General features: G+C 50.6%; 9 protein-coding genes. 4 read left to right on the top strand and 5 right to left on the bottom strand.

The genetic code is table 11. The annotated features are described in order from the left end of the window. Positions 1-165 precede the first annotated feature (165 nt). Positions 166-1,710, top strand: a complete 1,545-nt coding sequence (locus tag ACAN54_RS16140) for a phospholipase D family protein (protein WP_379157052.1) — start codon at positions 166-168, stop codon at positions 1,708-1,710. Positions 1,711-1,854: 144 nt separating this feature from the next. Here ACAN54_RS16140 and cls read toward each other — a convergent pair whose 3' ends face one another. Then, on the bottom strand, positions 1,855-3,363 hold the full coding sequence (cls, locus tag ACAN54_RS16135; RefSeq protein ID WP_379157049.1) for a cardiolipin synthase: 1,509 nt from the start codon (positions 3,361-3,363) through the stop codon (positions 1,855-1,857). A 235-nt stretch (positions 3,364-3,598) separates the two neighbouring features. Between cls and ACAN54_RS16130 the strand changes: the two genes are divergently transcribed. Together ACAN54_RS16130 and ACAN54_RS16125 are read left to right on the top strand one after the other, a co-directional pair. Then, entirely contained in the window at positions 3,599-4,516 is a 918-nt protein-coding gene (locus tag ACAN54_RS16130) for a TetR/AcrR family transcriptional regulator (RefSeq protein WP_379157046.1), read from the top strand. A gap of 111 nt (positions 4,517-4,627) precedes the next feature. Next, positions 4,628-7,789, top strand: a complete 3,162-nt coding sequence (locus tag ACAN54_RS16125) for an efflux RND transporter permease subunit (protein WP_379157042.1) — start codon at positions 4,628-4,630, stop codon at positions 7,787-7,789. 153 nt (positions 7,790-7,942) lie between these two features. Here ACAN54_RS16125 and ACAN54_RS16120 read toward each other — a convergent pair whose 3' ends face one another. Further along, the gene (locus ACAN54_RS16120; protein WP_379157039.1) at positions 7,943-8,638 is read right to left on the bottom strand and encodes a TorD/DmsD family molecular chaperone; all 696 of its coding nucleotides are present in this window, start codon (positions 8,636-8,638) and stop codon (positions 7,943-7,945) included. 390 nt (positions 8,639-9,028) lie between these two features. On the opposite strand from ACAN54_RS16120, the gene moaA reads away from it, so the two are divergent. Continuing rightward, entirely contained in the window at positions 9,029-10,030 is a 1,002-nt protein-coding gene (moaA, locus tag ACAN54_RS16115; protein ID WP_379157036.1) for a GTP 3',8-cyclase MoaA, read from the top strand. Positions 10,031-10,115: 85 nt separating this feature from the next. On the opposite strand, the gene ACAN54_RS16110 is transcribed toward moaA, so the two are convergent. From ACAN54_RS16110 to ACAN54_RS16100, 3 genes are all read right to left on the bottom strand, one after another. Beyond that, complete coding sequence (locus ACAN54_RS16110; RefSeq protein ID WP_379157033.1) at positions 10,116-11,417, bottom strand: helix-turn-helix domain-containing protein; 1,302 nt, start codon at positions 11,415-11,417, stop codon at positions 10,116-10,118. Between the two features lie 97 nt (positions 11,418-11,514). After that, on the bottom strand, positions 11,515-11,694 hold the full coding sequence (locus ACAN54_RS16105; RefSeq protein WP_379157030.1) for an aspartyl-phosphate phosphatase Spo0E family protein: 180 nt from the start codon (positions 11,692-11,694) through the stop codon (positions 11,515-11,517). Positions 11,695-12,291: 597 nt separating this feature from the next. Then, on the bottom strand, positions 12,292-16,008 hold the full coding sequence (locus tag ACAN54_RS16100) for an immunoglobulin-like domain-containing protein (protein WP_379157027.1): 3,717 nt from the start codon (positions 16,006-16,008) through the stop codon (positions 12,292-12,294). Between the last annotated feature and the right edge of the window lie 27 nt (positions 16,009-16,035).

The following is a 16,035-nucleotide window of genomic DNA, read 5'->3' as shown; positions in this document are numbered from 1 at the left end:
CAAACCTTATACAAATTGTTTACACTCATTATACATACGCTACCCGTTTATGTCATCAGGCATTACATCTGCTTCAATTTACCTCTTCAGGTGTTAAATAGTTGAATACTATGCTGGAGCATACTTAGTACACAAGCTTACTCCGCAGCACACCAGGAGGAACCTATGAATTCAGACAACAACACCACTCCGTCCACACCACCGGATTCCACCAATGCCAATGGCCGGGACTTTTCTCCACATCACCACAAACATTCGCCCCGCCGCCGTCGCCGACCATGGATTCTATGGACGCTTGGACTTCTTATCCTCTGGCTGGCAGGAGTGATGATATACCAGACCCACAAACCTCTTCCTGCGGGGATTTCGTATGAGAGCCCCGTCTACAAAGTAGACCATGTGTCATTCTGGCATGACCTTACCTATCCGGACAGCAGCGGGAACAGTCAGCACGAGGAACAGATCTTACCCCGCATCCTGCAGATCATAGATGAATCCAGGGAGTTTCTGGTCATCGATCTGTTCCTGTTCAATAACTATACCCATAAGGATCAGAATTTCCCTGCGGTGAGCCAGGAGCTGGCCGACAAGCTCATCGCACAACAATCAGCCCACCCGGATATGGAGATCGTCTTCATTACGGATGAGGTCAACACCAATTACGGCTCTGCCGCGAATCCACTACTGGAAAAATTGAAAGCTGCCGGAATCAAGGTCATCCTTACTGATGTTGATCCGCTGCGTGATTCGACCCCCGCCTATTCGGCTGTATGGCGCACCTTCTTTCAATGGTTCGGCCAATCCGGTAAAGGCTGGATTCCTAACCTGATGGCAAACGAAGGCCCTGACATCACCGCCCGCTCCTATCTGAAACTGTTGAATGTAAAAGCCAATCACCGCAAGGTGGTGGTCAGCGAGAAGACTGCATTGATCTCTTCGGGTAATGTGCATGATGCCAGCGCCTATCATTCCAACATTGCCTTGGAAGTGCAAGGGCCTATCATCTCCGATATTCTGCATAGCGAGCAGGCGGCAGCCGACCTGTCTAACGCAGGGCCAATTCTCAGCAAAATGCCCGTATTCCCCGAGAAGAGTGCAGCCCGTTCCGGCGGTCCGCTGGAGATACGTTACTTGACCGAGGGCAAGATCTATAAATATGCACTCGAAGGCATCCGTTCTGCCGGCAAGGGCGATATACTCTGGATGGGCATGTTCTATCTGGCGGATGACCGGATTCTGGACGAACTGGTGAAGGCTTCCGCACGCGGAGCAGATATAAGGCTCCTGATGGACCCGAACCAGAATGCCTTCGGACGCGATAAAATCGGCATACCCAACCGGCCGGTCGCCCTGGATCTGAACAAGCGCACTAACGGGAAGATTGCTATCCGCTGGTACAACACAGGTACCGAACAATACCATACCAAGCTGATGTTCATAGCCAAAGCAAGCGGCCAGTCGGTAGTTCTGGGTGGCTCCACCAATTTCACCGCCCGCAACCTGGATGACTTCAATCTAGAGAATAATCTGTGGGTAGGCATGACGAAGGACCAGCCGCTGTATGCCGAAATGGAAAGCTATTTCAACCGGCTGTGGAGCAACGAAGACGCACAGTACAGCCTGCCGCTTGAAGAGTACCAAAGCGATGTGACCTGGCTCAAATACATCCTGTTCCGTATGCAGAAAAACCTGGGCTTCACTACTTTTTAAGTCCAGCAGCAGCATAATCCTCGCTGAGCATACAAAAGACCGCCGGACAACTGCAAGCGCAGCCTAGTCCGGCGGTCTTTTTAGTTAATATGTTGGATAGGCGGATTGCTCTGCCCTATGTGGTAGAGACTGCTTAAGTCCGGTCTACAGCAGCGGAGACATAAGTCTTGCTGCTGATTCCAGCAGCCGTTCCAAGAGCCGCTTGTTCATGAAGGTCTCATGCACAATCTGACGGGTGGACAGCAGGTCGCGTTCGAAATCCGCCACGATACGGGAGACGCTTTCCGTCTGCAGCAGCAGTGCATTGACCTCGAAGTTGAGATGGAAACTGCGCATGTCCATGTTGGCTGTTCCAATCGTGGCAATTTGACCATCCGTGATCAGCAGCTTGGAATGGATGAAGCCCTTCTCATATTCGTAAATCTTCACACCCGATTCCAGCAGCGCCGGAAAGTAGGAATGGGAGGCCAGGAAGGGAATCCACTTGTCCGGTTTGGCCGGGAACAGCAGCCGCACATCAAGCCCGGACATAGCAGCTACCCGTAGTGCCGTTAAGATATCCTCATCCGGGATAAAGTACGGGCTGGCAATCCATACTGATTTTTCCGCCGAGGTAATCATGGAAAAGAAAATATTCTTGAGGGCACGCCGCTCATTGTCCGGACCGCTGGCAATAATCTGCACCGCTCCATCCCCGGTCGTGAACCGCAGCTGCGGAGAGAGGTAGTCCTGCTCCAGGATTTTTTCGCCTGTTGTATGCATCCAGTCCTGCAGAAAAATAATCTGCATCGTCCGCACCGCTTCGCCCCTGATCAGCATATGGGTATCGCGCCAGAAGCCATAGGTCTTACTTCGGCTAAGGTATTCATCCCCCACATTCAACCCGCCCATAAAGCCGACATCTCCGTCAATCACCACGATTTTACGGTGGTTCCGGTAGTTGACCCTACTGGAAAAAAAGGACGTGGAATTACCGTAAGACGCAACCTGAACTCCGGCATCGCTTAATTCCTTAAGGAAGGCACGGGACAGCTGAATACTCCCCACCGCGTCATACATAAATCTGACGGTTACGCCGGCACGGGCTTTTTCAATCAGAATCTGCTGAATCCGCGTCCCGATATGGTCGGCCCGAAAAATATAATATTCCATATGAATGTGATGCTGTGCCTGACGGAGCTCCAGCAGCAGTGTGCCGAAAGTCTCCTCGCCATTGGTCAGAATGCGCGTTTCGGAGTTGAATGAAACCGGTGTCCGCGCGAGCCTCTGTGACAATCCCAGCAGCTTCTGGCGTGACGAATCAAAGATCGACCAGTCCTGATGCATACGCAGGGCGTCATTCTCAATCCGTTCGTAGGCCATCAAGTCCCGTTGGGCCTTTTTATCATATTTGCGCCGCTTGAACACATTCTGTCCGAAGAGAAAATACAAGATGAGTCCCACTACCGGAATCAAGGCCAGCAGCAGAATCCATGACATAGTTGTGGAGGGATTACGGTTCTCCATAAAGATACCGAGCGCGATGGAGATGACGGTCAACGTGGAGAATACGCTGACAATTGTACCGGCGGTATTACCCAGTACACCGAAGCCGAAGTAATAAAATGCCAATAAAGCTGCAATAATGACAAAAGCCTGCAATCCTCTTCTCATAGATAACCTACCTTCTCTGTCTGCCTTTCATCACTAAAATGACACATTTATATATTACATGAAGAACTCATTTCTTCCTACAGGTATTGGCTGCAAAATAGGAATTACAACAATAATGTAACCACTTGTGCGGCTCCTGCGTAGCTACATTTGTATTAGCATCACATATATACTATAATCGTTTTGACCTGGTAGTCAATTTCAGAACTCATTGGTCAGAGAGGAGCTAACATCCTTGTCAGCCGATAAAAATGCTATAAAAAAAGAACAAATTATTAAAACAGCCATGCAGCTATTCGCTGTAAAAGGTTCTTCCTCCACCTCGATGCAGGAGATTGCAGAGTTATGCGGGATATCCAAGGGCAGTCTCTACCTGGTGTTCAAATCTAAGGAAGAGCTGGAACGCAGCATTTATATATATTGCTTCCGTATGATCCACGACCCTCTGCAGCAGGAAGAGGACAGCGCAAGTCCCCCTCGCGAGAAGCTGCGCAACCAGATTGAAATTCTGCTTCTTCATGTGTATGAGCTGAGGGAATTTTTTCAGCGGCAATTTCAGGAACTGGCCGGAAAAGGCATACCGGGTGCGCCTGAATGGCTGCGCAAGATTAACGGCCCCCTGCTGAACTGGTCCCGGAGCAAGCTGGAGATTATGTACGGTAAAGAAATCATTCCTTATACAGGGGAGTTATTCTTACTGGGCCATGGGATTCTCCATTCCTATATCTGGGTTCTTTTCAACCATGAGTCCGCCGTTTCCATTCCGAGACTTGCCGATCATCTGGTGGATCTCTTGGATATTGTGGTCGCCGGTCTGCTCGCTGGACATCATGTTCCCTTGATCGCTCCCGTAGTTCTGGACAGCTGGATAGAGTATCAAGACGGCAGCAGCCCTCACCGAAATCCGCTGCAGCTGATCAAAGAAATGAAGGAGTTGCTCAATTCGGCCCAAGACATGGATCCGCAGAGCGTAGATGAAGCTATGGAATCGATAGCCATTCTGGAAGGTGAGATTCTCATGCCCCACCCCCGCAAAGCCATTCTCCAGGGAATGATGGGCAACCTACAGAGTTGTCCCGCTGTTCAACAGCAATTGGAGGATCTGAGAAAGCAGATTTTGCTTCAATCCCAGAACATATGCAATTTTCACTGAACAAATGGGTAGAGACAGCAGCAGAGAGAGAACAACGGATAGGAGTAACTGATACACATTAATACTGAGGTCTTCCCTACGGAAGGTCCGAGAGGAGCAGAAACGTAACTTATGAAAAGCTTAATTAATTTCTCGCTCAGAAACAAATTCGCCATTTGGCTTCTGACGATCATCATTGTATTCGCAGGTCTGTACAGCGGTCTGACCATGAAGCAGGAGACTCTGCCTAATATCAGTATTCCTTATCTCAGTATTACAACGATTTACCCGGGGGCTGCACCGGAAGGTGTGGTGAACGATGTCAGCAAACCGCTGGAGCAGAAGCTTCGCAATGTGGACGGTGTGAAGACACTGACTTCGAACTCGCTCGAGAATGCCTCCAGTATCACCATTGAATTTGATTACGGAACAAATCTGGATAACGCCACAGCGGCTGTGCGGGAGGCGCTGAATGAAGTCACCCTGCCGGAAAATGTGCAAAAACCGCAGATCTCCCGCTTCAGCCTGAGCTCCCTGCCGGTCATTTCACTCAGCTTGTCCGACAACAGCTCTGAGGATCTGGAAGGACTGACCCGTATCGCCGAGAACGACATCCGTCCAGCTCTGGAAGATATCGAAGGTGTAGCCTCCGTGCAGATTGCCGGACAATATGTGAAGGAAGTTACGCTCAAGTTCAACCAGGACAAGCTGAAGCAATACGGACTAACTGAAGATACGATCAAAGGGATTGTCCAAGGCTCTTCCCTGCGTGTGCCGCTTGGTCTCTTCACCATGGAAGATTCGCAAAAAGCAGTGGTAGTGGACGGGAATGTCACGACCGTTGATGATCTGAAAAATCTGAGTATTCCTGTTGTACCGTCTGGCGCAGCTTCGACTGGTGCAGGCGCAGCTCCAAGTGCTGGTGGAACCGTCCCTTCGGCTGGTGCCGCAGCAGGTACCGGTGCAGCTCCCGGAGCAGTTATGACTGGTCTGCCTACTGTCAAGCTGGGAGAACTGGCTTCTATTGAAGTTGTTGGCAAATCAGAGTCCATCTCCCGCACGAACGGCAAGGAATCCATCGGGATTCAGATTGTTAAAGCTAATGACGCCAATACAGTAGATGTAGTCAACGGCGTCAAGGATAAGACGGAAGAATTGAAGAAGCAGTTCAAGTCGATGAATCTCACCGTACTGCTGGATCAAGGGAAGCCGATTGAGGATTCCGTAAATACGATGCTGTCCAAGGCGGCCTTTGGCGCCCTGTTCGCCGTGCTGATTATCCTGCTGTTCCTGCGGAATATCCGCTCGACGATTATTTCTATCATCTCTATTCCGTTGTCGCTGCTCATTGCGATCCTCTGCCTGCGCCAGATGGACATTACGCTGAATATGATGACGCTTGGAGCGATGACGGTCGCCATAGGACGTGTTGTCGATGACTCGATCGTCGTCATAGAGAATATCTTCCGGCGGCTAACCCTCTCCGGGGAGAAGCTCCGCGGCCGTGAGTTAATAAGCGCGGCGACACGCGAAATGTTCGTGCCGATCATGTCTTCCACCATCGTAACGATCGCTGTATTCCTCCCGCTTGCTTTTGTCAGCGGTATGGTGGGCGAGCTCTTCCTGCCGTTTGCCCTTACGATGGTATTCGCTCTGCTCGCTTCGCTGGTAGTTGCTATTACCCTGGTGCCCGCACTGGCACACACACTATTCCGCAACGGCCTCAAGAAAGGCAAGAACAATCACGGCGCGAAGCCTGACAGAATGGCCGCCGGCTATACGAAGATTCTGAATTGGTCCCTCTCCCATAAGCTGATTACCTTCGGTGTTGCCGTTGTTCTCCTGGTAGGCAGCTTGTTCTTGATCAAACCTATCGGTGTCAGCTTCCTGCCTTCCCAGGAAGAGAAGAACGTTACCCTCACCTTCTCACCAAAAGCAGGACAGACGCTGGAAGACGTCAAGGAGCAAGGACTGAAAGCCGAGAAATATATATTGGCTCAAAAACATCTGGATAAAATGCAGTATTCCATCGGCGGCAGCAGCCCGTTTGGAATGGGCTCCGGGAATTCAGGTCTCTTCTATGTAACTTACGACAGTAATACTCCTGATTTCGATACGGTTAAAGAAAATCTGATTGAAGGTCTGACCAAAGAAGTTCCGAATGGTGTCTGGGGTGATTTGTCCGGGATGTCAGGCGGTGGCCTTGGAGGCAGTACGCTGACCGTGAACATTTTTGGCGACAGTCTGGATCAGCTTAAGCCGGTAGCCGACGAGATTGCCGGTATCGTGAAGGCCGACACTGACAACTTTAAAGACGGGGAGACCAGTCTCTCTGAAGCTTATGATCAATACACTATTGTCGCCGATCAGGCAAAACTTAGTTCGCTAGGCCTTACCGCCGGACAAATTGCTATGAAGCTCAGTCCTGCCGGTACCCGCCCTGTGCTGACAGAGGTAGCAATGGACGGCAAAAACTACAATGTCTACATTGAAACCGACAAAGATACGTATACTAGCATTAAAGAAATGGAAGAAGCTACACTGACTTCCCCGCTGGGTATTACAGTGCCGATTGGTGCGGTAGCCAAGATTGAGAACGGCACCTCGCCGGACTCTATTACCCGGGAAGACGGTAAAATGAAGGTGGATGTTACCGCCGAGATTATCGCGAATGATGTAAACAGCGCTTCTAACAGCGTCAAGGAAAAGATCGATGCCCTCGATCTGCCGGATGGCGTGACCGTCACCTTCGGCGGTGTAACCGAGCAGATTAATGATACGTTCGGACAGCTCGGTATTGCCATGGCAGCCGCTGTTGCCATTGTGTACTTCGTGCTGGTAGTTACGTTTGGCGGCGGTCTGGCACCGTTCGCGATCCTGTTCTCCCTGCCATTCACGATTATCGGTGCACTGGTTGCCCTGCTGCTGGCGGGAGAAACGCTGAACGTCTCTGCACTTATGGGCGCACTGATGCTCATCGGGATCGTCGTCACCAATGCGATTGTCTTGATCGACCGTGTAATTCACAAGGAAAAGGAAGGATTGTCTACGCGTCAAGCCTTGCTTGAAGCCGGATCTACCCGCCTGCGTCCGATTCTAATGACCGCACTCGCTACGATTGGCGCACTGCTGCCGCTCGTATCCGGCCTTGAGAACAGTGCAGGCATCATCTCCAAGGGCCTCGGTGTAACAGTTATCGGCGGTCTTGTCAGCTCCACCCTGCTGACACTGGTCGTTGTGCCGGTCGTGTATGAATTCCTGATGAAATTCCGCAGCAAAAAGGTATATGAATAAGGCTTAACAGATCAGTTACAATGCAAAGAGCACGGCGCCTTCCCTTAAGGAGAGGCGCCGTGCTCTTTATTTGCATGGATATGCTGCATTCCCTCAATAAAAAAAGACCGCCCTGACTCAGGGACGGTCTTATTCCTTGTCCGCAAACACCTTCTAAGCCATCGCCGACGCAGAGCTTTCGAGCGAAGTCTTCCAGGCCCGCAGCATTTGCAGATCCTGCGGCAGAAATTCCTCCAGCATATGGCTAAGGCCAAGATAGAGCGGACTATCTGTGGCTGCATTCAGGCGTTCACAGAACTGCGGTGTCCATCTCAGCAGATGTTCTTCGAGGAACTTCTCCTGGATCTCCAGCAGGTCCAGGGCACTATCAACCGAGAAGCTGTTGTACAGCATACGCTCATGCAGCACGGCCATGAATTCCAGCTCAATAGAGATATGATCATCAGCTTCGCCACCGCATTTCTTGAACACAATACCTGCAGAAGCATACACATCCGACAGCACGTTGCAGAATTCTTCCTCACGACCCAGCCCGGCTGCTTCGCGGGCCACAATTGTGCTGGACTCACGTTCATTCATTAGACGCATGTATTCACGGTTCTCCCGCTCGCAGATTTGCGGGAGCTCTGAAGGCTCCTGACTGCAAAGGTACCGTCTCAGTTCCCGTCCGCCCTCCGTCATCTCTGCTGCAACATTAATCCGGCGGTTGCGGATCCATTGGGCGACCAGAGAAAGACTAGGCTTTCGTCCATAAAAGTCCACTAAAAGTTGATATATTAATCCCCGGCTTTCCAGCCAACGAGTGAATGCCTCCGGTACGACAAGCGATGGAACAGTAGTTATAGTCATTTTGCAAATCCTCCCTATTGGTTTGCCGGGCGCTTATCGCCTATAGCATGCAAGGCGCGCGTTATCCGGTCTCCTGGCTGTGTTCTTCGCAAAAGTGAGTGGAATATGAACTAACAATACTTCCGCATGTAGATTATATCGGAATTGGGAAACGCTTTCCGTGAGCGTTTTATGACCATTCCCTTAAATTGTCGCACTTCTGTCATAATTGGGCTTTGCCATTTAGGCTTCCTCACCTATTATTTAGGTTGACTGTTGCAGTTCATCAACAATCCATTGTCACCCTCTTCCACTGTCCTATGCAGTATGTGCCACAGCCATGGCGCATTGACGGGGACGCCAACAAACTTTAAAATTTAAACTAAAATACAATGCTGAAGGGAGCACCCCATGGAACCGTTGACGGACCCTTTTGGACGATTGCATGATTATATGCGTATTTCGGTTACAGACCGCTGCAACCTGCGCTGTATTTATTGTATGCCTGCGGAAGGAATGCAATTCCAGCCCCAGGAAGAGATTATGAGTTATGAAGAAATTACCGCTGTGGTGGAGGCTCTTGCCCCGCTGGGGTTACGCAAAATCCGGCTTACCGGAGGTGAACCGCTGGTCCGCAAAGATTTGGAAAAGCTGGTCTCCATGATTGCCGCCATCCCGGGCATTGAAGATATATCTCTTACAACCAACGGCCTGATGCTTCCCGCCAAAGCCGCCCTGCTCAAGCAGGCGGGATTGTCACGAGTGAACATTAGCCTGGATTCACTGCAGCAGGACCGTTTCGCCATGATTACACGCGGCGGAGAGGTCGCCAAGGTTCTGAAAGGAATTGAGGCCGCCGAAGCGGCAGGACTCTCCCCGATTAAGCTCAATGTAGTGCTGATGAAAGGCATCAATGATGATGAGATCAAAGATTTCATCTCGCTGACCCTGAACAGCCCTCTCAATGTGCGGTTTATTGAGTATATGCCCATCGGCAGCGCAAGCGATGCCTGGCGTCAGACCTATCTGCCGCTGGAAACGGTAATTGAAGCCTGCAATGAAGCAGGCTGGGCCACAGAAGAAGCGGACATGCCGTCAGGCAATGGTCCTTCTCAGAACCGGCGGATCGTTGGAGCGCGCGGGACTTTTGGATTGATTCACCCGGTAAGCGAACATTTCTGCGACAATTGCAACCGGCTTCGCCTTACAGCTGACGGACACATTAAAGCCTGCCTTTACTGGGCAGACGAGTACAATGTACGCCCTCTGACCGGCGACCCCGCAGCCGTACAGGCCTTATTCCGCAAAGCCCTGGGTAACAAGCCGCATAATCACGAAATGGCGCTCGCCTTGGAACGCAAAACCCAAAGCCACACCCCAACCGCAAGACGCATGTCACAAATCGGCGGGTAGCGGCCAGCAAACATCAAATAACCGGCAGTGTATTCCTTCTCAGGATGACACTGCCGGTTATTCAGTAACGCGATAATTCACCATACTACATGTTTATCTCAAACCCCACCGATATGGTCCCTTTAATCACATTGCGTTCATGATCGACTTCGGCAGCAAAATCCACGCTGTGCATGGAAATGTCATGGCCCCCAAAGCGTCTGCGGGATAAATAATAGGTAGCCAGCTCACTGCGGAACCGTTCATGTTGATCATCAGTAACGTGCTTATCACGCTTAGTAAATATACCTGTGTACCTCCGGTAAGGAATATACGCTGAAAACCGCTTCAGGATGTGGTCAACATCCCAATGAAAGCGGTTTGCTGTCTCTACGATTTTATACAAAGCTGTAAAGATCTCATTCTCTCTTGTCGAAACATAATCAACATACTCCTCTAATACCTCCTGCTGTCCTTCCATCACACGATTTAGATAAGTATTGGCTGTTCCCCACTCCTTGAACTGGGTTACAATCCGATTCACTTCTTCGCCTTTCTCCTGTATCCAGCTCCCATCTGTGTAAAGGGGGACAAGCTCCAGAGCAGCCTTGTAATCTCCCCTCTCCTCGTAGGTGCAGGAACGCATAAGTTGAGCGTATAAAATGTAATAAAATAATGGTTTTTCTGATGTTTTTTTGTGGCTATGCTTATTGTCCGATCGACTGCGCAGCTTATATTGAAGGGAAGCAAGCCGGTGCAATTCCTGTGATAATTCCTCTGCCTTCTCCCAATTATGCAGCGAATAATGCACATTCACCAATTGTTGAATGGCATCCAGCTGATAGGCCTCATCCAGCCGGGTCACATAGTTCTCAAATAAAGTGGCGACTATCAGGTTACGCTGAGGATCATCACCCAAAGCCATTTGGAATAGACGATATTGACAAAGTGCCAGCCGCTCCGAGTGCTGGTATTTCTCGCTGACAGCCACATTCTCAAAGAGAATAGCAGCCGGCTGATGTAATTCCTGCTGGAATAGTTCTTCCGCAAGATCAAACAGCAGAGGTGCATAGAGGAGATTATCTAGCAGACTGCGCGCCAACCGCTCAATACAATCCAGACGACCAAGCTGAGCGGAACGCAGAATAAAAGGCCGAATCCGACGCCACGTAGGTGCCGAATGGTACAGACATTCTTCCACATATTTAGTGAAAAAGTAATCCTCCGCTAATCCCAGTGACCGGGTAATGCGTTCCAGATGGCTCATGGCCATCGATTGCTGACCTTTCATGATACGGCTGAGTGTTCCGGAATGGATCCCGCTGAGTAGAGCGAACCTGTTAATCGACAGGCCCTCCCGGGTTAAGTAGGCCCCTATCTCATCGCGGATTGTGACTGTATGCTCCAAGTCTATACCACCTTTATTTAGAACTATTATTCAACATATCTCCAGGACATCGCATCCCCTAATGACAAGGCCGGCAACTACAAGTAAATCAAATCGCTTAAGCGGGTGAACGGCTCTGTTTCATGTGAATAGAGCTATATTTGTTCAGCAGCTTGTCCAGTTCTACCGATTGCCGTAACACTTCAGGATGGCTAAAACCACCATACTGCATTTGCACCTGATGAAGCTTGCATCTTGCCCGCTCAATACGAATTCTAGTGAATACAGCATTATCCATATCAGTCGCGCCTCCACATGTAATATTTTAGGTAATTATGTAAAATTATTTATCTCCATCAATGTTGCATCGCCTTAATAATTTACCGCGGTGAAGAAGAGTGCTTTGACAAAAAAAACGTCCCCTGAACAGGAACGTCGTTGTTGAAGTATTTAGGTTTGTTCCTTATATTTTTTTATGAAAAAATAATCCTATTGCTACATGCATCATCGAATTTAATGGCATATATAATTCCATAAAATAGTATTTTGTTTTTATATATGTAATTCTATGTGTTAATATTCCATCGGTCAATAGGTCAGTTTAGTATAGAAAGTGAACAAAATAAAATATTTTAAAATTAAGGCAACTCAGTTGCCACTTTACAATGAAACAAGGATCCCCGCGTCAAAATGATCTGCACCATTGTACTCCCACGTACACCGCAATGCCCCAAATCAACAGAGCTGAACCAGTATTCAGCAGCCGGATCCATGGCATGAGTCTGCATTCTGAATATTCATACGAAAAAATCACGAAAACGCCGCCCCCCAAAACAAGGGGGGCGGCGCTATGGTGCTGCATTTTGACTACTTCACTTTGATCAACACTGCCCGATCAGATTGATATTGCTGCAAGCAGCTTAGAGACAGCTGCGGCGGCTTCTGCACGGGTGGCTGTCTTGTCCGGGCGGAAGGTGTTATCTTCGAAGCCCCTCAGAATGCCGGCATCCATTCCGGCCTTCACCGAGGCCTGCGCCCATGCCGGGATTGCTGATTGATCGGCAGGAAGCAGACTGTCTCCAGCAATCGATACTTCTATGGGGCTGGTCTTCAAGGCATTAGAGAGCATCACGGCCATTTCGGCGCGGGTGATCTTCTCCGAACCTCTGAATACGGATTTTCCTCCTGATGCATAACCTTTGAGGATCCCGGATTCTACTGCTGCCGCTACATCACCTGCAGCCCAGGCAGGAATATTGCTCTGGTCAGCGAATTCTGCCGCGCTGCCCGAAGGCTTCAGTCCCAGCGCTCTGGTGATAATCGAAGCGAACTGTGCTCTGGTGACCGGTTCATCCGGTCGGAAGCTCTGGTCCCCGAAACCTTTCATGACACCCATCCCGATCAGGCGGTCCGTATATTCTGTTGCCCAGTGGCTGCTCAAATCTGCGAGCACCAGGGGCTGATAATTCATTACAGCATAGGTCGCGAAGCGTCTGGTATTTGCGGTGATCGTCCCATCCGGGCTTTGGGTACCCCCAACATAAATCCAGTTGCCGCTCTGCTCATTGTAGTAATATACAGCCGGTTTATGGCCGGATGTGATCTGCCCCTGATCATAAGCAAGAGACAATGCCACCGGCTTGCTGAGCTTGCTTTCACCGCTTGCAGCGAAAGCCACCGCTGGGCTCAAGGACTGGAGCTGCCCGCTAGCCGGCGCTTCCTTAGCTGCCAAAGCTTTTAGTGTAAGCGTGGCATTTGCAGATAATGCCCCTGCCGGAACAGAGAAGCTCGCCACACCTTGAAGTAAGCCTGTACCGCCCAGCTGTGCCGGCACCTCAACCTTTACTTCTACAATAGGAGGCTTCTCCACAGTTGTTGCAGGCGGAGTTGCAACCGGACGGATCGGCGTGCTTCCACTGCTTCCAATACCGTCGCCATTGCCATTACCGGTGCTGGAAGATGCTGTGACTACTACCGTCCGAACCACTTCAAGGGCCGCATTACCCGCCAGATCACTGGCATTATAACGAAGCGTATAGATGCCCGGAGTCTGAGTATCTACAGTTCCGGTTACTTTTACCAGCCCCGCAATGCCCAGCTTGTCAGTAATCTCCGTACCCGGATCAACGAAGCCGGCCCCTTGGGTAAGGGTCAGCCTGCTGCTGCCTTTCAGGGAAATCACGGGCGCAGTCCGGTCAATATTTACAGCAAGCGGCAGTGAAGCTGTATTCCCCAATGTATCCACCGCTTGCAGCTCCAGCTGGTGCTTGCCTTCTGCTGTAAGCTTGATCGGCTGGCTTTGCTCATACGGCTGGCCTTCTCCACCATCCAGATGAACCTTAAAGGATACCCTACTGCCTGGCACATACACATTGGCATATACACTTACGGTAACATTTTGATTCGTCCAGGCACCGCTAAGATAGGCATGTCCATCCCCCGTTTGCAGAGTACCGCTGAGCGCGAGCGGAGTCACACTGGCATCACCGCTAAGATGAACTTCGAAAGTCTTTACTTCTGCTGCACTCCCGCGACGGATCGTTGCGGTCAGGGTAAGCTTCGTGTCCAGCTGTGGCCGAAAAGCAAGCTTCCCGTCATGGGTCATCAGCAGCGGACTAGAGCTCTCCCATGTGACACTTGTTCCCTGCTCCCCTGCTGCCGGCAGGTACAGATCGCTTGTCACAGCGCTTGTGTCTCCGAGCGTCAGCTTATCTTTTGCCAGCAGAACCGCTTCAGCATCCGTGTAATCTAGTGCCCGAATGACAAGATCGAACGTCTTGACTGTGCTCTCAGCACCACGGGTAACCGTCGCCGTCAGCAATACTGAAGCATCGGGCTGACCTGCCGCCGGACGGTTAATAAGGCCCTCTCCATTTTCAACGCGCAGTACATTGAGATTGCGGCTCTCCCACTTCACCAGCGCGCCATGCTCTCCCTCAGCAGGAAGCTTCAAATCAGCAGTCACAGCCGATATATTTCCCAGATCCAGTGCCGCTTCGGTATCCTCCACTGCCTGCTTGTCACTATACGGCGCTACATTCACGAAGATCGGATTGGAATAGAACCACAGATCCTGATAGTTGCGCTTGTTGATCTCGGCGAACCGGACTGCGTTGTCCACGGTAAGGTTTTTCGCATCCAGCAGAGGTTCTCCGTTACTTGTCTCACCGGGAACATTGACGCCAAGGTTCGTGCCTCTCAAGCGGTAATACCGGTTCTTGTCCGCCGTGCCAAGCTTGTATGTAATGACGTTATAGCCCTCCGCATCCGTCGTCCAGTCCTTGCTTGTAAAGCGGGCCACAACCTTAGTACTGTCATTCGTCGCTTTGTTATACTCCGGTGTGCCAGGTACAGCCTTGCCGCTTACTTCACCGGAGATCAGATCCACATGATCCACCTGAACGGGATCGCCGTTGTTGTTTTTGCCGGGGCTTTTAAATCGGATCGTCAGCTCCAGGTTATCTCCCTCGGTTATTTCAAGTTCACCGCCGGTTTCTTCCTTCTTCCCGTCTGCAGCCAGTTCGAAATCCAGAGCGTTGATCAGATCGCCGAACACGGAGAATGATTTGCCTGAACGCATGCCGTCAACCACGGCCTGGATATCAGTGCCGTCCACCCACGTATAGTTCCTGGAGTATTCTCCCGGCCAGTAGCCGCTGGAATATTTATTGTCACGGCTTGTTTTGAAATGGAAATCGGAGTTGGCAAAATTCCAGAATCTGCGGCCCTCGCCGAGAAGTGCATCCCAGAAACCTCCAACCTTGGCAACCTTCACATCCGTGCCCCCGTAGACATCAACAGTCTCACCGCGGTCCGGTGCCATCTGATTACCGAGCATCCCTTCCAGTCCGAAAACAACATGCGGATCAATATTGTTGAAGTCACGCACATCAGCAATTTTGATCTCTGCGCTGCTGCCATTTTTCCGTGAAGGGTGGTTAATCAGGAGGTAGCTCTCGGGGTAATGGTCACTCAGCCACTGAATCCCGGTCCGGGTATCCGCTTTGGTGGAATAAGCCCGGCTGTCTGCTGCACTCCACGCTGCCACATCCGCCGCGCTGAACAGCTTCGCATCACGGTTCGTAAATAAATATTCAAATTGGTTAATGGCCTTCAATGCCGCCTCTGAGCCGGGATTGTCCGTAACAAGGCCGACAGCCGCGTGGTCGTACTGTGGCATATCCCATTCAAATCCGGAGAAAATGATCTTACCCGCGTATTTGCCCCCCGCCTGCAGCTGCTTAATAATCGGCGTCTGATAGGCTGCTATGCCTTGGGACATTGGGATCGAACCGCCAGGCAGGGCAATGCCCTCATCATCCCGGTCGGATACACGCAGATGATCTGCCAGAAACAGCCAATCCAGTCCATTCTTATCAAAAGCATTGTCCAGCACATCCTTAAGGGATTCCTGGGCATCATTGGATTCATAGGTATGGGCATGGTATTCGCCTGACATCCATTTCCCTGTACTTGCGGTAGCCGCAGATCCCTGCGGGGTTAAGGCTGCTGCAGACGAACCGTAGGCCGTTGGTATGGCCAAGCTTTGCCATAAAAGTGCCGCAGCTATGGATGTGGACAGACAAAAGCGGATATTCCTTTTCTTCAACATGTGTTCCTCCAATATTCTTAAAATTAC

It is taken from the genome of Paenibacillus diazotrophicus (assembly GCF_042610465.1).
The sequence above is the reverse complement of the archived record's forward strand: the minus strand, read 5'-3'. Positions and strand labels throughout refer to the sequence as shown.